Source organism: Microbacterium schleiferi (assembly GCF_015565955.1).
GTDB lineage: Bacteria > Actinomycetota > Actinomycetes > Actinomycetales > Microbacteriaceae > Microbacterium > Microbacterium schleiferi_A.
Window position 1 is genome coordinate 2,126,930 of sequence record NZ_CP064760.1, and the last position, 24,498, is coordinate 2,151,427.

Sequence of the window (24,498 nt, forward strand, 5' to 3'; positions counted from 1 at the left end):
CACCAACCACGGTGCCGTCGGATGCTGTGTGAATCCTATGGCTGAGTCGGGAGCCGTCTATGCAGTCGTCATGGTCTTGTTCGACGCCGCCCCGGCCAGCGTCGCTCACGCGCGCGGTGCGACCTCAAAACGACGCAGCTGGAGGGCGGGATTGACCCGCCGAACCCGGTCGACGACATCCGGATCCGCGTAGCCGACGGCGACATCCGTGCCCGTCCCGATCCCGGCGATCGCCACGCCCTGCGGGTCGAGCACGAGGGAAGCTCCGACACCGAGCGGCGGCGGATGGTCGGCTGCCGCGACGAACACGGTGTTCTCGATGGCCCGCGCCGCCAGCAGCGTCTGCCACTGGAACTCCTTGAGCGGACCACGCACCCACGCGGCAGGAACGAGGATGCCGTGCACACCGGCATCCGCGAGCGTTCGTGCGACCTCGGGGAATCGCAGGTCGTAGCAGGTCATGAGCCCCCAGCGCAGGCCGCCGACCTCGAAAGTCTGCGGCGGCGCGATCTCGCCCGCCTCGACCCAGTCCGACTCGCGGTGTCCGAACGCGTCGTAGAGATGGAGCTTGCGGTACACCGCGAGCACACCGCTCGGCCCGACGGCCACGACGGCATTGCGCACCTTCGCCGGGTTGCTTGCCGTCTCGATGAGCCCCGCGACGATCACGGCACCGGTGCGCTCTGCGGTCTGGTGGAGCGCGGTGACGAAGGGCCCGTCAAGGCTCTGCGCGTGGCGCGCGAGTGCTTCGTCGAACGGGTCCACGAAGAAGCTGGAGTACTCGGGGAAGACCACGAGCTTCGCGCCGCGCTCCGCCGCCACGCCGGCCATCCGATCGATCTGGCGGGCGTTGGCCTCGCTATCGACAGACGGCGCGAACTGCGCGATCGCAACGGCAACGGCCGGTGCCGGCATCCGGGTCATCGGTGATCCGCCTCATCGGTCCGGGTGTCGCCTCGGGAGATCGCCATGCCGCCATCCTCTCGGGCTTGCACGAGTGGAGCAACCGGGGTCCCCATTCGCAGGCCTGAGATGCGAGGTCATGAGAACCGTGCTAGAGTCGATCCTTGTGCCGCGGGGTGGAGCAGTTCGGTAGCTCGCTGGGCTCATAACCCAGAGGTCGTAGGTTCAAATCCTGCCCCCGCAACCAAGAGAAGGCCCCGGATCCACAAGATCCGGGGCCTTCTGCATTGTGAGAACAGCGTCTCGCCGCGCTCGTCAGGCCGGGTCGATCGCCTGGCCGAGGTCGGCCAAGTACTTCCCGATGAGCCTCAGCTCGTCCTCGGTGTACGGCTCGGTCACCTGTCGCATCTGCTCGAGGTGCTCGGAAAAGTGGCGGAAGAAGGTAGCCCGCGAGTGCGCTGTCAAGGTCAGGATGCGCGCACGGCGGTCACGGGGATGCGGGTGGCGTTCGATGTAACCGGCCGTCTCGAGCCGGTCGATCAGTTTGGTGGTTGATGCGGTCGATATCCGCAGGTGCTTTGCGACCTCGTGCGGGCTCACCGGCTCGCCCCGCTGCTCACGCACGATCATCATGCGAAGAGCTGCGAGATCGGTCGCGTTCATGTCCATGTCGTCTTTCATGCCGCCGTTCATACGGTCCATGGCATCATTGAGCGCACGGATGTTCAGCAACACGTCCAGCACCGCTTGCTGGTGCGGAGTCTGCGGAACCCACGGCGTGGTCATGATGGACACCCCTTTCCACTCCTTGTTATCATCGGACGGGAGATATCGCTAGCTAAGCTAGCGATATAGGAGGAGGAAAAATGACGGATGGCGACCATGTGGTGTTGCTGGATGACGAGGGCAATCCGGTAGGGACCGCCCCCAAAAGCAGCGTGCACGGCACCGAGACCGCACTTCATCTTGCCTTCTCGTGCCACGTCCTCAACGCCGAAGGCCAGGTTCTCGTCACGCGCCGCGCGCTGGACAAGAAGACGTGGCCCGGGGTGTGGACCAACTCGTTCTGCGGTCACCCCCGCCCTGCCGAGCCGCTGCTGTCGGCCGTGCAACGTCGCGGCGAATTCGAGCTCGGCATCCGTGTGACCGACATCGAACTGGCGCTTCCGCTGTTCCGGTACCGCGCCGTCGACGCGGGCGGAATCGTCGAGAACGAGATCTGCCCGGTCTACATCGCACGCACCGACGACGAGGTGGCACCAAATCCCCACGAGGTGGTGGAAGCCCGCTGGGTGGACCCCGATGAGCTCGGCTCGTCGCTGGTGACCACACCCTGGGCCTTCAGCCCGTGGCTCGTCCTCCAGTCACAGCAACTTCGCCTCTTCGAATCACCGCAGCTGCAGCGACGAGCGTCATGATCCCCGACGCCGCTCGAATCGCCGTCGACACCGCAATCGACGACGCTCTCGCGCGACTGGCCGACCGGGCAACGACACACGGAGAGTCGATGTCGGCGCTCACCGCGGCCGTGAGCAACGCTACCGCCGGGGGCAAACGGCTGCGACCACAGCTTGTCGTTGCCTCCTTTCTCGCCGTCGGAGGCGACCTGGAGCGCGCGCCCGGATTGTCGTCGGTCGCCGCCGCGTTCGAACTGCTGCACAGCGCGTTCGTGATCCATGACGACGTCATCGATCACGATGTGACCCGACGCGGTGTCCCGAACGTGGCAGGTCGGTTCCGCATCCGGGCCAAGGCTCAGGGAGCCGACGCCCGCGGCGCGGCACTGCTCGGCGACGCAGCAGCGATCCTCGCCGGTGACCTGCTGCTCCATGAAGCGACCCGAATGGTCGCGCTGGCCGATGTCCCCGATACCCAGCGCGCTCGGCTGCTCGACCTTCTCGACGATGCGGTCTTCGTCTCCGCTGCCGGTGAACTCGCCGACGTCGAGAACAGCGTCACGCCCGATCTCGCGGAGCAGGCCGACATCCTCGCTGCCACCTACAACAAGACGGCGGTGTACTCGTTCACTGCCCCGCTGTGCGCGGGCGCGATTCTCGCCGGCGCCCCCTCACCGTGGATAGCCGACCTCGAGCGCATCGGCGGCTCCCTCGGCCTCGCGTTCCAGCTGGTGGACGATCTCATCGGCGCGTTCGGCACGGCAGAGCAAGCAGGGAAGGACGCGGGAAGCGACCTGCGCGAGTCGAAGCGCACACCACTGATCGCCCTCGCTCGCGAGAGCGCACAGTGGCCGCTCGTGACCAGCACGCTCGCGGTGGCGCACACGGGACCGATCGCGGTGCGGCAAGCCCAATCCGCTCTCGAAGCCAGCGGCGCCCGCGAACGGCTGCACCAGCTCATCGCCGAGAATCTCGCGGATGTGCGCCGACGCGCATCCCGCTCGACACTCCCGCCCCGGGCGGTAACGCTCGCCGACACGCTCGCAGCGGCGGTGGAGGAGCGGATTCCGTGAGTCACCAGCCGACAGGGATCGCGCTCTATGACACAGCCGCCGACGATGCTGCGGCAGCGGTGATCGCGGCGTACTCGACCTCGTTCGGCATGGCCACGCGCCTTCTCGGGCCGCGTGCGCGCACGCACGTGCGCAATATCTATGCGCTCGTTCGCGTCGCCGATGAGATCGTCGACGGTCCTGCCATGGAAGCGGGACTGGATGCCGCGGGCGCCGCCACGCTGCTGGACGCTTTGCACGACGAGACGATGGCCGCGATCGACCGACGCTTCAGCAGCAACCTCGTCGTGCACGCCTTTGCGCGAACGGCCCGCGAGTGCGTCATCGGAGCAGACCTCATCGATCCGTTCTTCGCCTCGATGCGAACTGACCTCACCGTTGCCACCCACGATGACGCCTCCCACGACTCGTACGTCTACGGATCGGCCGAGGTCGTCGGGCTCATGTGTCTGCAGGTCTTCGTCAACGCCGACCAGGTCCCCCCGCCCGGCGCTTCGTCAGAGCTCGTCGACGGCGCACGGCGCCTGGGCGCGGCCTTCCAGGATGTCAACTTCCTGCGCGACCTCGACCACGACGAGGCCGCTCTCGGCCGTGACTACCTCGGGATCGCGACCGGCGATCACGACCGCGAGGCCGTCCTCGACCGCATCGACGCTGACCTGGCAGCGGCAGCCGCTGTCATCCCCCAGCTGCCCGCTGATTGCCGTCGCGCCGTGACAGCAGCACACGATCTGTTCGCTGAGCTGTCGCGGCGATTGCGCGCCGATCCCGCACCGACCGCGCGGGTGCGGGTCCCCGATATCGTCAAGGCAGGGCTCATCGCCCGTGCCCTGGTGGGCGCCGCGCCGCGCCGAACCAGCCCCTGACCGGCGTCGCCCCGTTCGCGTCGCCCCCGAAGCCACCCGCCCAACGAATGAGGACTCCGCATGAGCGAGACGGATAGCGCCCGACCCGAAGGACCCCGAACGGATGCCGGTCAGGCCGTCGTCATCGGAGGGGGCATCGCGGGCCTGGCAACTGCCGCCCTGCTCGCACGCGAGGGGTGGGAGGTGAAGCTCTTCGAGGCTCGTGACGAGGTGGGAGGTCGCGCCGGCGTCTGGGAGACCGACGGGTTCCGCTTCGACACGGGCCCGAGCTGGTACCTCATGCCCGAGGTGTTCGACCACTTCTTCCGGCTGCTCGGCACGACAACAGCCGAACAGCTCGACCTGGTCCGTCTCGATCCCGCCTACCGCGTCTACAGCGAGCCCCCACCGGCACGGTCGGCGAGCCGCTCGACATCCGCTCGGGCCGCGACCTGTCGACGCAGCTGTTCGAGAGCATCGAGCCGGGTGCGGGTGAGGTCCTTGCCGACTACCTCGACTCCGCGAAGGATGCCTACGACCTCGCCGTCACCCGGTTCCTCTACGACACGTACGAGACGACGGCCGGGCTCCGCGACCCCGCGCTGCTGCGCCGGATGCCGCAGCTTGCGCCACTGCTGACAACGACCCTCTCGCGTCACGTCGAGCGCCGCTTCAGTGACAAGCGCCTCCAGCAAGTCCTCGGCTACCCCGCCGTGTTCCTCGGCGGCTCCCCGTACGGTGTGCCGAGCCTCTATCACCTCATGAGTCACCTCGATCTGGCAGACGGTGTCCTGTACCCGCGCGGAGGGCTCTACGAAGTCATCCGCGCGGTCGAACGCGTCGCGCGCGCCGAAGGCGTCGCCATCGAGACGGGAGCCGAGGTCACCTCGATCGTCACGACCCCCACCGCCGGCGGGCGCGCCCAGGCGACGGGAGTCACGCTCGCCGATGGGCGGCGGGTGGATGCCGATCTTGTCGTCTCGTCGGCAGACCTGCACTTCACCGAGACACAGCTGCTTCCCGAGCCACTGCGCACCTACCCGCAGCGGTGGTGGGACAAGCGCACTCCCAGCCCCGGCGCTCTCCTGCTGCTGCTGGGCGTGGACGGCGAACTGCCGCAGCTCGCGCACCACACCCTGCTGTTCACCGAGGATTGGCACGCGAACTTCGACGACATCTTCGGGGAGCACACCCGCATCCCGGATCCGGCGTCGATCTACGTCTGCAAGCCCTCCGCGACCGACCCGACGGTCGCACCCGACGGCAGCGAGAACCTGTTCGTCCTGGTTCCGATTCCCGCAGACCCGAGTCTCGGACACGGGGGCGTCGACCGAGGCGGCTCCCCGCGCATCGAAGCTGCCGCCGATCGGGTCATCGAGCAGATCTCGCAGTGGTGCGGCATCCCCGATCTTGCCGAGAGGATCACCGTGCGTCGCACGATCGCACCCGGAGATTTCGAGCACGACTTCCACGCATGGCGCGGCAACGCCCTGGGTCTTGCCCACACGCTGCGCCAGAGCGCCGTCTTCCGCCCGCGCAACGCCTCGAAGAAGGTCGACGCGCTCGCGTACGCTGGCGCCTCGGCGCTGCCCGGAATCGGACTGCCCATGTGTCTCATCTCGGCCGAGCTCGTCGTCAAGCGCCTGCGCGGCGACCGCTCCCCGGGCCGATCGCCGAACCGGCGGCCGTCTGAAATGCCCGGGCTGTATCTGCTCGCGATCCTCGTCTCTGCTGCGGGAATCGCGGTCATCGACGCGCGGTGGCGCCTGGCAGCCTTCGCCGCTCCCGTGCGCACGCTCGCTGCCGTCGCGATCGGGGTCATGTTCTTCCTCGCATGGGATGCCGTCGGCATCATGACCCGCGCCTTCATCAAGGGCGGCAGCAGCCTGTTCGTCGGCATCGACCTCGCACCCGAGCTTCCCCTGGAAGAGCCGTTCTTCCTCGCCTTCCTGTGCTACCTCGGGCTCGTCCTCTACGCCGCTGCGCTGCGCTACCTCGACGCCCGCGCCGCGCGCACGGGTACGGATGAGGCGGTGAGCGACCGATGACGTACGCGCTCATCATCATTCCGTTCGCCCTGCTGACTCTCGTCGTCACGCTGCTGTCGATGACCCAGCCGGGGATGAAACAGCGCATGCTCGCATCGACGATCAGTGCGGCAATTCTCGTGGTCCTCACCGCCATCTTCGACAACGTGATCATCTCTGCGGGGCTCGTCGCCTACCCCGAGGGCACCTCGAGCGGCATCCGTATCGGGGTCGCCCCGATCGAGGACTTCTCGTACGCGATCTGCGCCGCCTACCTCGTGCCGGCCGTGTACGTCCTGCTGCCGAAGGCGCGCTCTGGAGCCCCGCGTGAGCACCGCTGAACCGGCGCTCGGACCCGGGCGGGTGATCCGGGAACTGTTCGTCTCGTCGCGTCCGGTGAGCTGGATCAACACTGCCTACCCGTTCGCGGCGGCCTACCTGCTCACGACCCGGCAGATCGACGCGACGCTCGTCATCGGAACCCTCTTCTTCCTCATCCCCTACAACCTGGCGATGTACGGGATCAACGACGTCTTCGACTACGAGTCAGACCTGCGCAATCCCCGCAAGGGGGGCGCGCACGGCGCGGTGCTCGATCGCCGGATGCACGCCATCACGCTGTGGGCAGCTGGCTTGTCCTGCGTACCGTTCGTGGTCTATCTCGCGATCGTCGGGTCGCCGCTGTCGTGGCTCGTGCTCGCTCTGAGCCTGTTCTTCGTCGTGTTCTACAGCGCTCCGCCGCTGCGCTTGAAGGAGCGACCGTTCGCCGATTCGGTGACCAGCAGCATCCACTTCTTTTCGCCGGCCGTCTACGGCCTCGTCTTGGCCGGCGCCACCTGGACGTGGCAGCTCGGGCTCATCATCCTTGCCTTTGCTCTGTGGGGTGTCGCCTCGCACGCCTTCGGCGCGGTCCAGGATGTCGTGGCCGACCGCGAGGCTGGGATCTCGTCGATCGCCACCGCCCGCGGTGCACGGTGGACCGTGCGGTTCGCCCTGACCTGCTACGCCCTCTCGGGTCTTGTCATGCTCGGCACGGCGTGGCCGGGCCCGCTGGCGGCAATCGCCGCGATCCCCTACCTGGTTGCGGTGTGGCCGTACCGGGCGATCCGCGACGCCGATGCCGAGCGGGCAACCGTCGGATGGCGCCGATTCCTGTGGATCAACCAGTTCGCCGGCTTCGTCGTGACGCTGCTGCTGATCTGGTGGTGGATCCTCACCGCCTGAGCGGGCTTACTGCCCGCCCAGGGCGATGAGCTGTTCCACCGCCGCTGTCAGCCGCGCGTCGGCCTCAGCGAACGCCGTCAGGTCGCCCGCCTTCAGGGCCGCGTCACGGTCCAGCATCGCCTGCTGAGCCTCCTGCAGCGCGGCGTCGTAGGCGTCGGTCGGCGTCGTCGGTTCGGTCGGCGTCGTGGTCTCGGTCGGCGTCGGGGCAGGCGTCGGCTCCGTCGTGGCACCCGGAGTGGGCGTCACGTCGTTGTCGCCGCCGGCGGCACCGGCGTCTCCGCCGAACAGCGCATCCAGAGCCTCGGTGAGAGTGTCTTCGAACGCGATGTCGTTACCGAACGAAACGAGGACCTTCTGAAGAGTCGGCAGCTTCGTGGCTCCCGAGGACTGCACGAACACCGGCTGCACGTAAAGCAGGCCGCCACCCACGGGGAGTGTGAGCAGGTTGCCGTTGAGCACGTCGGACTGCCCCTGCTTCAGCAGGTTGATCTGCGACGAGATCAACGGGTCGGCGTTGAAGGTGTTCTGCACCTGTCCGGGACCGGGAACCGTCGTATCGGCCGAGATGACGAGCATCCGCAGCTTCCCGTAATCGTCCCGCGGCGTGCCTGCGACATCACCCGCGTTCGAGTCGACCGCCAGGTAGCCCATCAGGACATTTCGGGCGTTACCCGCCTCGGACGAGGGGATGAAGGTCGTGAACATCGAGTACGTCGGCGACGTCTGACCCGGCATCTGCATGCTCAGGTAATACGGCGGCTGCAGTTCGGAGTCGTTCTGCGGGTCGTTCGGCGTCTCCCACGCGTTGTCGCGCTGGTAGAACGACTGCGCGTCGCTCACGTGGTAGACCCGAGGACCGCACGCTGCACCTTGAAGAGGTCGGTGGGGTACCGCACGTGGCTCATGAGGTCTGCCGACATCTCCGAGACCGGCTTGAGCGTCGACGGGTACACCTTCTGCCACGTCTGCAACACGGGGTCGGTCTCGTCCCACGCGTAAAGGGTCACCTTGCCGTCGTAGGCGTCGACCGTGGCCTTCACCGAGTTGCGGATGTAGTTGATGTTGTCGAGGCCGAACCGCTGCTGCGCGGTGTTCGAATCCGAGATCGCCTCCTGCAGGCTCACCGTCGAGGAGTAGGGGTAGTTCGCGCTCCGGGTGTACCCGTCGATGATCCACACGATGCGGCCGTCGACGACGCTCGGATACGGGTCGGAGTCCAGTTGCAGGTACGGGGCAACCTTCTGCACGCGCATCGCGGGGTCCCGGTCGTAGAGGATCTGCGACTCGTCGTTGATGTCGTCGGAGAACAGGATCTGCTCCGACTGGAACTTGAGTGCGTAGATGAGGCGGCTGAACACGTTCCCGACACTCGGTCCGCCGTTGCCTTCGAACGTCGTCTTGGTCTCGCTCGCGCCGTCGGCGCCGGTCGGGTAGTCCAACTCGATCGGGGCGGTGCCCGCGGGGGCTCCCACGATGGAGTACTGCGGCGACATCTCCCCGAAGTACACGCGGGGTTCGAAGTCCTCCTGATCGGAGAGGAACCCCGACGCCGGGATGCCGCGCTCGAGGAAGACCGGCTCACCGTCCGTGGTGCGGTCGTTGCCCTTGGCGACGACGAGCCCATACCCGTGGGTGTAGATCAAGCTCGTGTTCTGCCAGGTCTGCGCTGCAGCATCCAGCTGGTCAACGTCGAGCTCCCGCACCGAGACGATCGTGTCCTGAGACTCGCCATCGACCTCGTACCGGTCGACGTCGAGCGGATTGTGGAACTGGTAGTACGCACGGTACTGCTCGAGCTGTCGCACGGTCGGGGGGATGATGGCGGGATCCATGATGCGGATCTGCGCGGTCGTGGCCGCGTCCGACCGCAACTGGCCCTCCTCGGCATCCGTCGCCGCCGAGAAGTCCATCTGCTCCAGGCCACTCACTCCGTAGGCAGCCTTCGTGGCGTCGATGTTGTACTGGTAGTACTGCGACTCGTAGTTGATCTTGTTCGGCGTGACCTGGAAGGTGTTGACGACCCACGGGTATCCGACACCGACCACGACTGTCGCGACAACGAGCACCGCGGTTGCCACCAGCGGGTAGCGCCAGCGTCCGATGATGGCGGTCACGAAGAACAGCAGCGCGACGACGATCGCGCTGATGGCCAGGATCGACAGACCCGGGATGACGGCGTTTGCGCTCGTGTAAGCGGGTCCGGTGATGCGGTCGTCGTTCTGGACCATCAGCAGGTAGCGGTCGAGCCAGAGGCTGGCGCCTTGGACCAGGACGTACAGGCCCGCGATGACGGCGATCTGGATGCGCGCGGCCTTGGAGATGCGCAGTTCACGCTGCCCGACGCGCACCGAGCCGTAGAGGTAGGACACGACGACGGTCACGAGCAGGCTCACCAGCAGGACTGCCGAGACGAAGCCGAGCAGTGCGCTGTAGAACGGCATCGCGAACATGTAGAAGCCGGTGTCGAGGTTGAAGATCGGATCCGTGACATCCGTGGTCACCCCGTTGAGCCACAGCCACGTCGTCTGCCACTGCGTGGATGCCGCGAACCCGGCGAAGAAGCCGAAGAAGACGGGGATTCCCCACATAGCGAGTCGGCGAAGCGGCTCGACGACCTCCTGGTACCGATCCAGCTGGGAGCTGAGGCGCACATAGACCGGGCGCAGCCGGTAGGCGAGCTGGATGGCGACCCAGACCGGAACTGCCATCCCCAAGAACCCGACGACGAACATGATCACGCGGGCGACCCACTGCGTGAGCAGGACCTCCTGGAAACCAAGCTGTTCGTACCACAGCCAGTCGGCGTACAGGCTCGCGAAGATGAAGAAGCCGACGACGAGCGCGGCGATGATCGCGAGGGAGATGGCGAGGATGCGGCGGGACGGCGAAGGCGTGGCCCTGTTCGGCGCTGAGGTCGTGGTCACCATTTCATCCTAGGTGGCTGCTTCTGAGCGATCGCCGTGCAGATGCCCTGATCGTGTTCGCCCTCAGCGACCACGCCGGCGCGAACCGGTCGTTCAGCCGCACGTCGGCAGCTGCGACACGTCGCCGCCCGAGCTGATGACGTCGAGGGCCGTCAGTGCATCATCGAGGGTCGCGACCGAGAAGACCTCGAGGTCGCCGGGAATCTCACCCACGACCTCCGGACAGTTGGCAGCCGGCGCCAGGAAGTAGTCGGCGTCTGCACGGGAGGCGCCCCACAGCTTCTGCTGGATGCCGCCGATCGGCCCGACAGTCCCGTCGGCGGTGATCGTGCCCGTGCCGGCGACGTTCTGACCGCCGTTGAGATTTCCCGGGGTCAGGGTGTCCATGATCCCGAGCGCGAACATCATGCCCGCACTCGGGCCCCCGACGTTGTTGAGCTGGATCGTGACATCAATCGGGAAGTCGTAGTTGGTGATGAGCGTGATCCCGATGATCCACAGCGTCTGCCCATCCACGGTGGTGGCAGCCGGCGTGACCTCGACCGTCATCGGTTCGCCGTCGCGCAGGATGTCAAGACTCAGCGGACCGCCCTCGCTCAGCTGGACCTGCTCGCGCAGCGCCGAGGCATCCGTGACCGGATCGCCGTCGGCGCGCAGGACGACATCGCCTTCCTCCAGGATTCCGCGTGCTGCAGCATCCTCGCCGACGGAGACGACCGTGACCTGCGTCCCGACGTCGTAGCCGAGCTCGGTCAGCGCGGCAGCCGTCGCCTCCTCCTGGGAGTCGACCATGAGCGCGGCGGATTGCTCGCTGCGCTGCTCGCTGGTCTGACCGTCCGGAAAGACCGCGTCGATCGGCACGACGGCGCGCGAGGGGTCGAACCAGGCGACCGCGAGATCGAACCACGAGGGTGGACGCTCGCGGCTTCCCGCGATCTGAACAGTCAGCAGATCCAGGGCACCGGAGGTCGGATAGGTCTCGGCACCCGAGACCTCGATGAGCGGAACATCCTCACCATCGCTCGTGGTGACGGTGCCGAGGGTGTTGTACACCGGGCCGGGAAGCTGAATGACATAGGCGGTCGGCAGAAACGACATCGCCAGCAGTGCAAGCAGTGCGACCACCAGCGCCCCCAGGCCCAGGCGCGTCCGGCGGCTGATGGGGGCCGCCGGGCAGGCGTCACCGATACGTTCTCGTCGAACAGCGCCACGTCATCCTCTCGGCCGTCGTTCGCGACCGGCGTAAGGCGATTCAGGTGGGGCCCACGGGTGCGATCAATCGTGCGACTAGCGTAGATGCCAACCTCAAGAACCGGCTGAAAGGCGGCACCCGTGGCTGACGACGACCGGAACCCCGACGACGACCTGCCCGAACTGTTCCGACAGCTGTTCGGCCAGGCCGGCATGGGCGGCGAACAGCTCGCCGAACTGCAGAAGATGGGGTTCGACCCCGCCATGATCCAGCGGGCGATGCAGCAGTTGCAGGGCGCGATGGCGTCGGCCGGCGAGGGCGGAATCTCCTGGGATGCCGCCACGACGCAGGCGCTGCACATCGCGAACAAGGACGGCGCGGGTATCACCGCCGCCGACCGGTCGGCAGCTGACGACGCGTTCACGCTGGCTGCCCTGTGGCTCGGAGAGGCCACGACGATCTCCGATCTTCCGGGTCCGGGCGTGACGATGACACGTGGTGGATGGGTCGAGGCCACCCTGCCGGTGTGGCAGGAGCTCGCGGAGCCGGTCGCGACGAGCATCGCGGATGCCTTCACCACGGCGCTGCAGGAGCAGTCGCCCCCTGAGATGCAGCAGATGATCGCCGGAGCCGGGCGGGTCATGCGCACCATCGGCGGTTCCCTCTTCGCCGCGCAGCTCGGGACGGTGGTCGGAAACCTCTCGACCGAGGTCGTCAGCGGCGGCGATGTCGGCATCCCGTTGCTCCCCGATGGCCAGGCCGCCGTCGTGCCCCAGAACTACGCGCAGCTGGCCAAGGATCTCGAGATCCCCGACGACCAGTTCGCCCTGTACATCGCGACCCGAGAACTGGCGCACGCACGCCTGTTCCGTCACGCACGGTGGCTGAGGCTGCACGTGCTCTCGCAGGTGTCGGACTTCGCCCGCGGGGTGCGTGTCGACACCGGAGCGCTCGAGGAACTCGCGGGTCGGTTCGACCCGCAGCATCCGGAGGAGCTTCGCGAGGCGCTGGAAAGCGGAGCGTTGCTGCCGGAGCGGTCCGAATCGCAACAGGCGGCCCTGGCTCGGCTCGAGACGACCCTCGCGACGATCGAGGGCTGGGTCGATGTCGTGACCGCGCAGGCCACGACCCGGCTCCCTGCCGCGGATCGCATTGCCGAGACCGTGCGCCGCAGGCGCGCCGTCGGCGGGCCGGCCGAGCAGGCGCTCGGGACTCTCGTGGGACTCGAGCTTCGTCCCCGCCGAATCCGTGAGGCAGCCAGCATGTGGCGAGCGATCACGGATGCCGTGGGCGTCGACGCGCGTGACGAGCTGTGGGACTCCCCCGATCTCGTGCCCACGGCCGCCGACATCGACGATCCGAGCGCTCTGATTGCGCGTCTTGAGGCACACGCCCGCGGCGAAGAGCCCGCGCAGGACGAGTTTGACGATGCTCTCGCGCGGCTGCTGTCGGGCGAAGACATCGGCGGCGCGCCATCCGACGGCCCGGCCGACGAGGACGGCCCTGATACGAACAGCTCTGACACGGAAGGCCCTGATACGGACGGGCCTGACGAGCGACCCGTCTGAGTCTCCTCGCAGCTTACGCCCGCCCGCTCCTCCCCAGCCTCCCGTCGCAGGCAGTGCCCGCGCTTCTGTGGACAGAGACCAACCGGCGCCGTGCTCGCGCAGCACAATCGGGGCATGCTCCGCATCGACCCCGCCCATCCGCCGCTGTGGCGGACCCCGACGACGCTCCAGTTCGGCAGGAGTGATCGTGCACGGCTCGAGGACCCCGCCCTGTGGCAGCTCCAGGTCATCCGCGAGCTGTCGAAGGGGGTAGCTGAGGTCGGTGTGACAGCCCTCGCGCGATCTCTCGGTGTCGCGGCTGTCGACGTCGATGCACTGATCGCGACGCTGAGCCCCGTGATCGTCAGCACCGGGAGGGTCCTGCGTGTCGCGGTGGAGGTCGTGGATGATCCGGCGGCCCGCTACGGTGCGCGCATCCGCGACGGGCTGCGCGATGTCGGACTCGATGCCTCGCTGGCCGACGCACCGGAACCGGACGCGGTCGTCCTGGTGGCTGCGCAGGCGCTGCATCCGCGGCGCGGAGCGGCATGGATGCGCGAGGATATCCCGCACGTCGGAATCGTCCTGGGTGCGGGCGAGGCAGAGGTCGGCCCCCTCGTGCTTCCGGGTCAGAGCGCATGCCTGAGCTGCGTGGCGGCGCACGAGCGGGATCGGGATCCGGCGTGGCCTCTGGTGACGGCGCAGCTGATCGGGCGGGAAGACCCCGTGGGACCCGCGGGGCTTGCCGCCGAAGCGGCGCTGCACGCGGGCAGGCTTCTGCTGACCGGTCGGGGCGGACTCAGCCTGCGGCTGACGCTGGCTACCGGCGCCGAGCACCGGCACTGGGAGCGGCATCCCGAGTGCTCGTGCGAATCTCCTGGAGGAATCGTGACGGCGAACGTCCGCGCGAGCCGGCCGACCACGACAGAGACAGCGATCGCCGTGCCCGCGTAATACCGACGTAGGCGAGGCGGCGCTCCTCGTCGATCTGATCGAAGTGGGTGGCGTATGCGATCGGCAGCAGACCTTCGGCAAGGCCGACCAGGTGCACGTGGTCCCACTCCAGGCCCTTCGCGGCGTGCAGCGTCGCCAGCGTGACGGCGCGAAGAGCGGGTTCGTCCTGCGTCCGCGCGCGAGCCATGAGGTCGTCGGTGAACGAGCGCATCGTGGTCCCGGCGGGTGCTTCCTCGGCCAGGCGCAGGATGGCCGAGCGCGCCTCCCACGATTCGCGCACCGCGCCACCGGCTGGCGGCGCCTCGTCGGTCATCCCGAGGGAGCGGAGGATGTCGCGGACGGCCTCGACGAAGCCTCGCTCCAGCGGCGCCACGGATGCTCCGCGCAGCGCCAGCACCGCCTGACGCACCTCGGGAAGGTCGAAGAACCGCTTTCCCCCGAGGACGGTGGTCGCGATACCGCCGTCGGCCAGCGCCGCCGCGAGCTCGGCCGACTGAGCTCCCGTGCGATAGAGCACCGCAATGGATGTCGCGTCGGCGCCCGCGCGAAGCTGCTCGGAGATATGGGCAGCCACCCCGCGTGCTTCATCCACCTCGTCGCGGTATGCGCTCACCGTCGGGGCCGAGGCCCCGACGCGCTCTCGGTCACGGCGGTCAATTCGACCGCTCCCGGGCGCTCTCGCATGAGGTCGTTGGCTACCGCGAGCACCGCAGCATCCGAGCGGTAGTTGCGGTGCAGCTGCACGACGCGGGCATCCTCCCAGCGGTGCGGGAAGTCGATGAGAAATCGCGGGTCTGCGCCCGCGAAGGAGTAGATCGTCTGGCTCGCGTCGCCGACCACGCACAGGTCGCGCCGATCCCCTACCCACAGCTCGAGCAGGTGATGCTGGAGCGGGGAGACATCCTGATACTCGTCAACGGTGAAGTGGCGGTACTGCTCACGGACGGCGGCGACCACGTGCGCCTCGGTCTCCAGCATCCCGGCGCACGCGAGCAGCACGTCTTCGAAGTCCATCTGTCGTCGCTCGTCCTTGAGCGCCTCGTACGCGCGATGGAGGTCGATCACCGCACTGGCCGAGAGCCTCCCGATCGTCGCACCAGCACGTACGCGCGCATAGTCATCGATCGTGCACATCGTCACCTTGCGCCGTTCGATGTCCGCGGCGACATCGCGCAGCGTCGGCGTATCGAGATCCCGACCAATGCCGTCCGCGGCGTGCGCAAGCACACGCACCTTGTTGTCGATGATCGCGGGGGCCGGTCGCCGGCAAGCGTCGGCCAGAAGTAGTTGAGTTGAGCCAGCGCCGCGCTATGGAAGGTGCGGGCGGCGACCCCCTCGACACCGAGGGCGCGCAACCGGCCTCGCAACTCACCGGCGGCCTTGCTGGTGAAGGTGAGAGCCATGACGCGTCCCGGCGAATACGCTCCGGTGTCGACGCCGTGCGCGATCCGGCGGGTGATCACCCGGGTCTTGCCGGTGCCCGCGCCGGCCAGCACGCAGACGGGCCCGCGCAGCGCTGTCACCGCCTCCCGCTGTTGCTCATCCAGACCGTCGAGCGCGTTCACGGCTGCGCCGACCGGTACCACTGGTCGATCAGGGTGCGAGCGATGGAGCTCGGTCCCGGAAGCTGCACATCCGCGTCCCCGGCAAGCGCTGCTCCGATCTCGGCACGATCGAACCACCGGACCTCGATGATCTCTTCCCCGTCAGCGACGGGGCTGTCGGTGCCGGTGACAGCCGTGAAGCCGACCATCAGCGAACGCGGGTAGGGCCACGCTTGCGACCCGACGTAGCTCATGTCCTCGATGTGGACCCCCGCCTCCTCGAGCAGTTCCCGCTTCACGGCGGCTTCGAGCGATTCGCCGGCTTCGACGAACCCCGCGAAGCACGAGAAACGCCCCATTCCCCAGGCGACATGCGACCCCAACAGCAGCCGGGCTCCGGCGCGATCGGTAACGGCGACAATGACGGCTGGGTCCGTCCGGGGGAACAGGTCCTGCTCGCAGGATGCGCATCGACGGGACCACCCACCGGTCTGCACAGCGGCGACAGATCCGCACCGCGGGCAGTGAGCCGAGTCCAGCAGCCACCGCCCGAGACTGACGGCAGTGACGAATGCGTCACCGTCGGCGTCGTCGAGGTCTCCCCCGATGACGCGCAACGACCCCCAGGAGAACTGCTCATCGAGGGTCGGTGGGACCTCGCGCAGCGCGAGCACCCAGCGGTCGACGCCGTCGGGCCCGACACCGAGGAAGGCGTATTCACCGTCCGTGTTCACCAGCGCGGGATCGGCTCCTGCCCACCACTGAAGAACAGGGCGTGAGCCGTCCTCGCCGGCCACCGGGGCACTGTCGCGATGGACCAAAAGAACGAGCGCGCCGTCATCCGGAGCCGATCCCAGCGCCGCGCGACGGTGCTCAGCGCGGTCGAATCCGCCGCGAGCCAGCGGCGGGACAGCGGAGGGGCGCATGGGAACGAGGACCTCCCTCAAGGGCGTGGCGCGACGGCTGCGGCGCCTGCCAGACCTACCCTGGGCACATGGCGCGCACCCTGTTCACTCTAGCCGCGGCTGTCTCTGCCGTCGCGCCGGATGCCGACATCGTCGCCGTCGCACCCCTGACCGAGAACGCCTCGGGTCGGGTGGATGCCGTTCGAGCGACCCTGGACACCGGCGCCCATGTCGTCATCCGTGTGGGAACCGATCCGGAGTCGGCCGACGCCGTGCGTGCTGACGCGCGGGCGCTGCGCGCGCTCACACCGGGCGTGCGGGCGTTGCTGCCCTATGCCGCGCCCGAGCTCCTCGGAGAAGTGCCTCTGGGCGAAGACACCGCCGTGATCACGAGCTTCGTCGCCGGCTACCGCGTCGACCCGGGTGAGATCCCCGCCGGTCCGGGCGTGGCGCCGGCGCTGGCCGAAGCGCTCGCTGCCACCCATGCCCTCCCGGTGTCATGGGCACGCGAGGCAGGCCTGGTCGTCCGTTCGGCGGAGCAGGTCAGGGACGAGGTCTCGCGCCTGGTCGACCGCGCCGAACACACCAAGCGGATGCCGCGCTCCCTCGTGTCCCGGTGGCGCCGGGCGATCGCCGACGACGACCTGTGGCGCTTCGAACCGACGGTGGTCTTGGGCGGGGCATCCTCATCCAGCTTCTTCCTCGATGATCCGGGCGGCGTTCCCACGGTCGTCGGCGTCGTCGATTGGCATGCCGTCGCCGTCGGCGATCCGGCCATCGACCTGCAGTGGCTTGCCTCGGCACCGGCAGCTGCGGTCGACGTTCTGAACGCGTACGTGGCCGCCAGCAGCCGCGCCGCCGACGGCCTGCTGCGCTCCCGTGCTCGACTGCACGCCGAGCTCGAGTTCGCCGCCTGGCTCGTGCACGGTCACGACACGGATGACCGCGCGATCATGGCTGACGCCGAGTCGCTGTTGTCGTCGCTTGCCGACACTGTCGGCGCCGAAGACCTCGTCGTCCGCGTCGCGTCGGGCATGGATGACGCGATGGCGGTGCTCGACAGTGTGCCCGACACCTCCTCGACGCTGACCGACGCGGCGATGCAGCCCGCGGATACGTCGATGCACACCGACGCCTACGACCCCGAGGAGTTGGCGACCTGGCTTCCTGCCCGGAAGAGAGCTCGCGCGAGGACTCCTCGGACGGCCCCGATCCAGAGGCCGAGCCGCCGGTCGCCGACGAACCCACCGGGGCTGACGCCTCGTCCGACCTGGTCACCGCGCCGATCATTCTGCCCGCGGCCGGCGGAGAGACACTCACCGCGTCCGAGGACGGCTCCGACGCGGATGAACCCGCGCGGGCCGCCCGCGCAGCGTTCCAGAGGTGGGCGAGCTCGGGTTCCGAGTAGATCCGATCGGATCGGATCGAGAGATCGTCGGCGACGTAGTAGAGGACGACGTCGATCTGATCCAGGGGCACGCCCGTGCGCTTGTGGTACGCGAGGCGATAGAGCGCGAGCTGCAGCATCCGAGTGCTCCGGTCGACCGAGGACCGGGGTGGAGCGCCGGTCTTCCAGTCGACGATCTCGATCCGTCCGCCGCGATCCTCACGACGATAGACCGCATCCAGCTTGCAGATGATCTGTTCAACACCATCCGCGCCGCGCAGCGACATGTCGATCTCGGTCTCGACCTCAAGCGGCGCGAGCTGGGCCCATTCCGACTGCAGGAACGTCTCCTGCAGTCGGCGTAGGGCGGCGTCCTCCGACTCGGCAGCCTGCCCTGTGTTTCCGTCAACAGGAGCCGTGTCGTCAGCGGGAGCGAGGCCGTCGTCCTCGCCCAGATCGAGTTCCCACAGCGCATCGTCGATGGACGGCCCGCGGCCGGTCTGACCCGACCGGGACTCGACCCAGGCGTGGAAGCGCGTTCCGAGGGTCGTCGCGCGGTAGGGACGTTCGGGCATGGGGCGAACGAACTCATCCAGTGCCGCGCCGCCCTCGGCAACGAAGTCCTTGAAGCGTGACGCCGCGACCCGCCGCGGCCCGTCGCCGACACCCAGGCTCGTCGCGGCACGCTCATCACGTTCGGCCAGCAGCTGAACGATGGCAGGATCGGTGTCCGGCTCGTCGGCCGGGTCGGTCTGCCACCGCTCGAGCACGCGCTTGACACGCTGCGCGGCGCGATGAACCCGGTCTGTCCGTGAGCCGAGCGGGTCCATGGGCCAGGCCACCGCGGGGCCTCGGCGGCCCTCATACGGGTTCGCGCTGTCGTCACGCGAACCGGCGGATTCCCACCCGAGGGCCGTGGCGATCTCGTCGAGGAAGACACTCGGTGCACGCTGCTCGCGTTGCCCGCCCCACCGCGACCCGGTCACCAGCAGGTCGCTGCGTGCGCGTGTGACCGCGACGTACGCCAGCCGCCGCTCTTCGGCGGCAAGATGCTCCTTCACGGATGCCTTGAAGTCCGTGATCGCGCCCCGCAGCGCCTTGCGGTCGGTCGCGGACTCCCAGGCAAGCACGGGCAGCGCCGAACGGTCACCGCGGAACCGGTACGGCAGCGTGCCGTACCCCATCCATCCCTGCGTCGACCGGGGCCGGGCGGGCAGTTCGTCCTGGACCATCCGGACCACCGCGACGGCGTCCCACTCCAGACCCTTAGCACCGTGGATGGTAAGCAGCTGCACGACCCCGGGCTCGGGCGGCTCGGTGCGCGGCATCAGCTCATCGGTCTCTTCGGCGTGATCGAGCCACGCGAGCAGGCTCGACAGCGAACCCCGCTCGTCGACCGCCAGAAAACCCTGGATCTCATCGAGGAACGAGCGCAGCTGCGCCGTCGCAAGTCCCGCCGGACCGCGGGTCTCGTTCGCAGCCAGCTCGATATCAAGCAGCAGCTCCCGCTCGATGGCTCGTATCACTTCGGGGATCGGGCCGCCCAGCACGCCGCGCAGCCGGTGGAACAGGGCGGAGGCGCCGCGAAGCCGCTCCGCACCCTCCGCGCTGAACTCCGAGAGCAGCCCGCTGCCGGGCCGCAGCGACCGGATCCTGTCAAGGGCATCGACGATCGAGGACTGCTCGTCGGGCCCGACCGAGTCCCGCATCCGGGCGAGCACGTCGGGCGCCAGCGGCGTGAGGTCGGCGGCTCGCCGCGCGAGCGTGTCGGCGAGACGGCGCAACGCTGCCAGGTCAGACAGCCCGACCCCGAAGCGCGGGCCCGAGAGGATGCGGATGAGCGCGGAGCCCTGCCGAGGATCATCCAGGACGCGCAGCACGGCGACGACATCGACCACTTCAGGAGTCGAGAGGAGCCCGCCGAGCCCCAGGATGCGGTGCGGGATGCCGCGCTCGGCGAGCGCATCGGCGAACACCGTCATGTGGCGTTTGGTTCGGAAGAGAATCGCACCCGAGTGCGGCGCGGCCGCAGCGGCTCCTGCGCTCTCTCCCTTCCCCGCCACGTGACGCTCGGCGCGCACCCGAGCGAAGAAGTCCGCAACCTCGGCGGCTTCGTCATCGATCGTGTTCGCGTACACGTGCCCGACGCGTCCCGCGGGCGCACCGGGCCGGGGTTCGAGAGGCGGAATCCGGATGCCGCGCGTGCCACGGTCTGCGATCAGCGCGTTGGCGGCGTCGAGGATCAGGCTGTCGTTGCGCCAACTGGTCATGAGAGCGACGTGCGTACAGGCCACGCTGCGGGCAAACGCCGCGGGAAACGACGCGAGGTTGTCGGCGCTGGCGCCGCGCCATCCGTAGATCGACTGGTGCGGGTCGCCGACAGCCATGACAGCACCGTCGGCGAACAGTTCGGCCAGCAGCTGCGTCTGCTGAACCGAGGTGTCCTGGTACTCGTCGAGCAGCACGACACGGTACTGACCGCGAACCTCGTCGGCGACAGAGGGGGCAGCTGTCACGATCTCGAGCGCACCCGAGACCTGATCGGCGAAGTCGACAGTTCCCTGCGCAGCCTTCGCCTGCGCGTAGGCGCGGACCAGTCCGGCGAGCACCGGAAGAGCGCTCATCGCGGTGTGGAATCTCTCGATGTCGCCGGGGCCTGCCAGGGCCGGGTTGCACGCCGGCTGGATGCCGCGGGCGACGCGATCACCGTACGCCGCGAGCTCGTCGAGGTCGACGCCGTGATCGAGGACCTCACCGGCCAGTCGCTGCACGCTGTCGACGACCGTGCCGAAACGGTCTTCGCGGTCCGAGAGCCGTGGATCGCGGGAGGAGATCACGATACGCCTGGCCAGCAGCCAGGATGCTGAGGGGCTCAATAGCGCGGCGTCGGGGTCTCGTCCGATCCGGGCACTGTGTTCGCGCACGAGGGAGTCAGCGAAGGCGTTGTAGGTCGAGACCCGCGGACGCAGGAGCATGTGCTCGGCATCCGTCTCGGCTCTCGCGTCGATCCGGCCCTCGCGGGTCAGCGCGTCGATGCGGGCAAGGCGCCGATCGATGCGCTCGGCAAGCTCGCCGGCGGCCTTGCGTGTGAAGGTCAGGCCGAGGACCTCATCGCGGCGGACGATGCCGTTGACGACGAGCCAGACGACCCGCGCCGCCATGGTCTCCGTCTTGCCGCTTCCGGCGCCGGCCACCACCAGGACCGGCGATAGGGGCGCTTCGATGACGCGCTGCTGCGGCTCGGTGGGCGGCGGCAGTTCGAGGAGCTCAGCGATCTGCAGCGCCGACAGCTGCGGGGTAGGAAAGGGCCGACCGGGGCCGACCTCGCTCACGGAGCACTCACCGCCTTGACGGTATGGAGCCGGCACACCGCGAAGTGATCGTCGTTGCAGTGGACGTCGGGGTAGGCGATGAAGCTGTCGGCGGCCATCGCCTCGGCATCCGCGACGATCCGGTCCAGGAGGTCGCCCCGGGTGTCTGGGTCCAGCGGCTGCTGCTGCGCGATCCGGTAATCGGTCCCCTTCAGGGTCTTCGACAGGACCAGAAGACGGGCCCCCACGAGATCCCCGGCGTCAGCTCCGGCCACGGCTCCGGCTCCCACGGCCAGCTGGTAGGCAGCCAGCTGCGCATCAGTCGCGACCTTCTCATCCGATACCCGGGCCTCGGATCGACCCGTCTTCAGATCAACCACCGCGACCCGCGCGCCGGCATCCGCCGTCGGCTTCCCGTCCGCGGCGACTGACGGTTCCACCCAGCGCTCGACGCGGTCGATGGAGCCGCTGATGATCGCGACAGCACCCTCGGGTGGCGCACCCGGAACGGTGAGCGCGACAACGCGCGGGCCGTCGCCGCCGGCCACGATCGCGATGCGAAAACGAGCCTCGGCACCCGCCACCTCGCCGCCGCGTGCAGCGAACGCGCGCAGGTAGCTCGCGAGCCGGGCCGTGAGCGTCGTCGCCCACTGGCGCTCCTGCCGCGAGAGCCAATCGGCTTCGAAGTCGAGTTCACCCCACCGCTCCTCGACGATGGCGTCGAGCAGCTCGAAGGTCCCGTCGGGGGCAGACTCCATCGCCGCGTGCAAGATCGTGCCGAGGCCCGCCGAGAAGGTCCGGGCGTCGCCGCCGAGCTCACGAATCGCCCAGTCCAGTCCGCATTCCTCGAAGGCCTCGACGCGGGACGGTGAGATCGACACCGGAGCCCGGCTCAGATCGTGGATGCCGCCCGCGCCCGTGCGCTCGGCAACCCCGTACCAGGAGTCCGGGTCGGCTCCGGGAACACCGGCTCGGGCGAGAGCTGCGAGCTGGGTGGCCGCATACTCGACTGCCGGGGGTCGGTCGTTTCCAGGAGTTGTCGACGGTAGGCGGCAACGGCGCCGCGGAGGGTGAGCGGATGCCGGTCGGCGCGGCGTGGTGGCGGCTCGGGGAGGTACGAGAACAGCGCGCTCGGAGACTGATCCTCGTCATCCAGCGCGGTCACGAGCACGCGGGACCGTGCCCGTGTGAGAGCGCGCTCGAACAGCCGCAGCTCCTCATGCAGCACGCTGCGGCGACGATCGAGCACGCCGAGGGCTACCGGTTCCCCACCGCGGCGCCACGCCTCGGACTCGTCGGCGAGTCGCCACCCGTCGAGGAGACTGCCGCGCAGACGGGTGTTCGGCCAGACGCCGTCCTGGACAGCCGCGATCACGACAGCCTCGAACTCGCGGCCCAGCGACGCCGCCGGGGTGAGGATCTCGACGACGTCACGGCGCTGCGTCCCCGCAAGAGAGTCTTCCGGGACCTCGCTGCCGAGGATGTCGGCAAGAAACCGTGCCGGATCCTCGTCCTCGCGCTCGGCGGAGCGCTTCGCGGCAGCGAACAGCACGACAAGGGCATCCAGCGAGCGGGTGGCCTCCGCCCCCTCCGCTCCGCCCAGACGCGCCCGCTCACGCCAGGGACCCGCCAGCTGCGACCTGTCCCACGCCGTCCACAGCAGCTCGTGCGCCGAGTCGCCGCGGCGCGCCCCGGCGTGGATCTGCGCGAGCGTGAGCGCAAGGCGGTGCGCCGTCCGCGCTTGCGGGGTATCGATCAGCAGCAGCGCAGCAGGCTCCGCCATCGCTTCGGCGAGAAGTTCGGCTGCAGCTCGCCTGCTCTCCCCGCGAATTCCTGTGTGCGCAGAACGGCGCGAAGGCGCCGCAACCCGATCGCGTCGAGACCGCCGAAGGGAGAGGTCAGGGCCGCAGCCAGCTCCTCCGCCGGTCGCTCGCTCGGCGGGGCCATCCCCAATCGCACGAGCTGCAGCAGTCCCCGAACCGCGGGTTCTTCTCCCAGCGGCCGGGCCGCACTTGCCGCGCGGGTCGGCACTTCGCGCGCCGCGAGCTCGGCGGTGAGCCGCGCGACCTGGCGTGTGTCGTGCGCGATGACCGCGAGCGCGTGCCACGGCAGGCCCTCGGTGACGTGCCACGAGCGCAGTGCGCGGGCGATCCCGTCGAACTCTTCGTGCGGCGATGATGCCCACATCGTCGAAATCTCGCCGTCGGCACCGGGCACATCATCGCGCTCGGCCGGTGGGAGCCCGGCATCCGGCGCCATACGGTGCCCGGCCGCCCCGGCTGTCCCGATCGACCCGGCGACGGTACGCGCGACGCGCACGAGGGTGGATCGGGACCGATACGGATGCTGCAGCACGAACCGTTCGGAGAACATCGAGGCCAGCCGCGCGAAGGTCTCGGGGCCGGCGCCGCGGAACGCACCGGAACCGACATCGGGATCGCCGAACGCGAGAACAGCGATGTCGCGTATCCGCGCCGCTTCCAAAAGCGCGACCGCGCCCCAGCTCAGTTCCTGGGCGTCATCCACCATGAGCACGCGCGGCACTCCGGCGACCGGGGCCCGATGGAGGATCTCGGTTGCTTCGCGCAGCATCTCGGCAGGGTCGCGGTGGGTGGGGCGAAGCCGCGAGAGCACGTAGCGGTACTCACTCCAGAACGACCCGGCAGCCGACCACACCGGGTTGTTCCGCTCGGCGCCGAGCCGCTCCAGGTCGGCGGGTGCGAGACCGAGCTCGGTCGCGAGCGCGAACAGTGCACGAAGTTCCGACCGGAACGCCCGTGAACGCCGCACCGCTGTGCCCAGTGACTCCGGCCACCGAGACGCGCCGCCGTCCTCCGCGTCAGCCTCGTCACCCTCGAGCAGATCGGCGATGACGGCATCCTGTTCGGGCGCCGTCAGAAGCTGCGGGAGGGGATCGCCCGCTGCCACGGCGCGTGCCCGCACGATCTGGAACGCGAACGACGCGACCGATCGCGCCAACGGCCCCGGCGTCGCAATGTCGAGGTCGGCGGTGACCCGGTCGCGGAGGTCTGTCGCGGTCTGTCGCGTCGGCGTAAGGATAAGCACGTCATCAGGCCCCACCTCGCCGTCCCGAAGCAGCCGGGAGGTTCGCGCCAGGATGGCGGAGGTCTTGCCGGTACCGGCTGCGCCGAGCACCAGACCGCTGGTATCCGCGGGCGCCGCGACGACACGAGCCTGCGAGGAATCCATAACAACGACGCTACCCAGCCCGAGGACATCACGGTGTCGTAGAGTTGCCATGCGC

General features: G+C 68.8%; 16 protein-coding genes, 1 tRNA gene and 4 pseudogenes. 10 read left to right on the plus strand and 11 right to left on the minus strand.

All coding sequences use genetic code 11. The annotated features are described in order from the left end of the window. Positions 1–105: 105 nt before the first annotated feature. The gene (locus tag IT882_RS10285) at positions 106–915 is read right to left on the minus strand and encodes a carbon-nitrogen hydrolase family protein (RefSeq protein WP_195694288.1); all 810 of its coding nucleotides are present in this window, start codon (positions 913–915) and stop codon (positions 106–108) included. A gap of 158 nt (positions 916–1,073) precedes the next feature. Between IT882_RS10285 and IT882_RS10290 the strand changes: the two genes are divergently transcribed. Further along, positions 1,074–1,150 (plus strand) — tRNA-Met (locus IT882_RS10290). A 68-nt stretch (positions 1,151–1,218) separates the two neighbouring features. On the opposite strand, the gene IT882_RS10295 is transcribed toward IT882_RS10290, so the two are convergent. Then, positions 1,219–1,689 (minus strand): MarR family winged helix-turn-helix transcriptional regulator, encoded by a 471-nt coding sequence (locus tag IT882_RS10295; RefSeq protein ID WP_195694290.1) that lies wholly within the window; start codon positions 1,687–1,689, stop codon positions 1,219–1,221. A gap of 80 nt (positions 1,690–1,769) precedes the next feature. Here IT882_RS10295 and idi point away from each other — a divergent pair, with 80 nt between their 5' ends. From idi to IT882_RS10325, 7 genes and pseudogenes are all read left to right on the plus strand, one after another. After that, positions 1,770–2,321: an isopentenyl-diphosphate Delta-isomerase gene (gene idi / locus IT882_RS10300; protein ID WP_195691783.1), complete on the plus strand. Its 552-nt coding sequence runs from the start codon at positions 1,770–1,772 to the stop codon at positions 2,319–2,321. Then, positions 2,318–3,373, plus strand: a complete 1,056-nt coding sequence (locus IT882_RS10305) for a polyprenyl synthetase family protein (protein ID WP_195691784.1) — start codon at positions 2,318–2,320, stop codon at positions 3,371–3,373. The genes idi and IT882_RS10305 overlap by 4 nt, the downstream gene beginning before the upstream one ends. After that, entirely contained in the window at positions 3,370–4,239 is an 870-nt protein-coding gene (locus IT882_RS10310) for a phytoene/squalene synthase family protein (protein WP_229382057.1), read from the plus strand. Before IT882_RS10305 ends, IT882_RS10310 begins: the two co-directional genes overlap by 4 nt. A gap of 60 nt (positions 4,240–4,299) precedes the next feature. Continuing rightward, positions 4,300–5,909, plus strand: a pseudogene (gene crtI, locus IT882_RS10315) (phytoene desaturase family protein); the annotation flags it as partial. Between the two features lie 3 nt (positions 5,910–5,912). Then, positions 5,913–6,266 carry a lycopene cyclase domain-containing protein gene (locus IT882_RS16505; RefSeq protein ID WP_229382391.1) on the plus strand — a complete coding sequence of 118 codons (354 nt, stop codon included), beginning with the start codon at positions 5,913–5,915 and terminating at the stop codon, positions 6,264–6,266. Next, entirely contained in the window at positions 6,263–6,586 is a 324-nt protein-coding gene (locus tag IT882_RS10320; RefSeq protein WP_195691785.1) for a lycopene cyclase domain-containing protein, read from the plus strand. Before IT882_RS16505 ends, IT882_RS10320 begins: the two co-directional genes overlap by 4 nt. Further along, a complete protein-coding gene (locus tag IT882_RS10325) occupies positions 6,573–7,469 on the plus strand; it encodes a prenyltransferase (protein WP_195691786.1) in 897 nt (298 codons plus the stop codon). Before IT882_RS10320 ends, IT882_RS10325 begins: the two co-directional genes overlap by 14 nt. 6 nt (positions 7,470–7,475) lie before the next feature. Here the strand turns inward: IT882_RS10325 and IT882_RS10330 are convergent. After that, positions 7,476–10,396, minus strand: a pseudogene (locus IT882_RS10330) (UPF0182 family protein). 90 nt (positions 10,397–10,486) lie between these two features. Beyond that, positions 10,487–11,518, minus strand: a complete 1,032-nt coding sequence (locus IT882_RS10335; protein WP_229382058.1) for a PDZ domain-containing protein — start codon at positions 11,516–11,518, stop codon at positions 10,487–10,489. Positions 11,519–11,725: 207 nt separating this feature from the next. On the opposite strand from IT882_RS10335, the gene IT882_RS10340 reads away from it, so the two are divergent. Next, on the plus strand, positions 11,726–13,153 hold the full coding sequence (locus IT882_RS10340; RefSeq protein WP_229382059.1) for a zinc-dependent metalloprotease: 1,428 nt from the start codon (positions 11,726–11,728) through the stop codon (positions 13,151–13,153). A gap of 799 nt (positions 13,154–13,952) precedes the next feature. Here the strand turns inward: IT882_RS10340 and IT882_RS16510 are convergent. Then, positions 13,953–15,651: pseudogene (locus IT882_RS16510) on the minus strand (ATP-dependent helicase). After that, positions 15,648–16,556 carry an NAD(+) diphosphatase gene (gene nudC / locus IT882_RS10360; protein ID WP_195691790.1) on the minus strand — a complete coding sequence of 303 codons (909 nt, stop codon included), beginning with the start codon at positions 16,554–16,556 and terminating at the stop codon, positions 15,648–15,650. The pseudogene IT882_RS16510 and the gene nudC overlap by 4 nt, the downstream one beginning before the upstream one ends. Positions 16,557–16,624: 68 nt before the next feature. Between nudC and IT882_RS17380 the strand changes: the two are divergent. Beyond that, positions 16,625–17,326: pseudogene (locus tag IT882_RS17380) on the plus strand (phosphotransferase); the annotation flags it as partial. Here IT882_RS17380 and IT882_RS10370 read toward each other — a convergent pair. Genes IT882_RS10370 through IT882_RS16525 form a run of 5 tightly spaced genes read right to left on the minus strand, consistent with a single transcriptional unit; the run spans position 17,222 to position 24,443 of the window. Beyond that, on the minus strand, positions 17,222–17,467 hold the full coding sequence (locus IT882_RS10370; protein ID WP_195691792.1) for a hypothetical protein: 246 nt from the start codon (positions 17,465–17,467) through the stop codon (positions 17,222–17,224). The pseudogene IT882_RS17380 and the gene IT882_RS10370 sit on opposite strands and share 105 nt — an antisense overlap. A gap of 19 nt (positions 17,468–17,486) precedes the next feature. Next, positions 17,487–21,254 (minus strand): ATP-dependent DNA helicase, encoded by a 3,768-nt coding sequence (locus tag IT882_RS10375; protein WP_195691793.1) that lies wholly within the window; start codon positions 21,252–21,254, stop codon positions 17,487–17,489. Beyond that, positions 21,251–22,114 (minus strand): RecB family exonuclease, encoded by an 864-nt coding sequence (locus tag IT882_RS16515; protein WP_229382060.1) that lies wholly within the window; start codon positions 22,112–22,114, stop codon positions 21,251–21,253. The genes IT882_RS10375 and IT882_RS16515 overlap by 4 nt, the downstream gene beginning before the upstream one ends. Before the next feature lie 11 nt (positions 22,115–22,125). Then, positions 22,126–23,016: a 3'-5' exonuclease gene (locus tag IT882_RS16520; protein WP_229382061.1), complete on the minus strand. Its 891-nt coding sequence runs from the start codon at positions 23,014–23,016 to the stop codon at positions 22,126–22,128. Continuing rightward, a complete protein-coding gene (locus IT882_RS16525) occupies positions 22,989–24,443 on the minus strand; it encodes a UvrD-helicase domain-containing protein (protein ID WP_229382062.1) in 1,455 nt (484 codons plus the stop codon). Before IT882_RS16525 ends, IT882_RS16520 begins: the two co-directional genes overlap by 28 nt. Between the last annotated feature and the right edge of the window lie 55 nt (positions 24,444–24,498).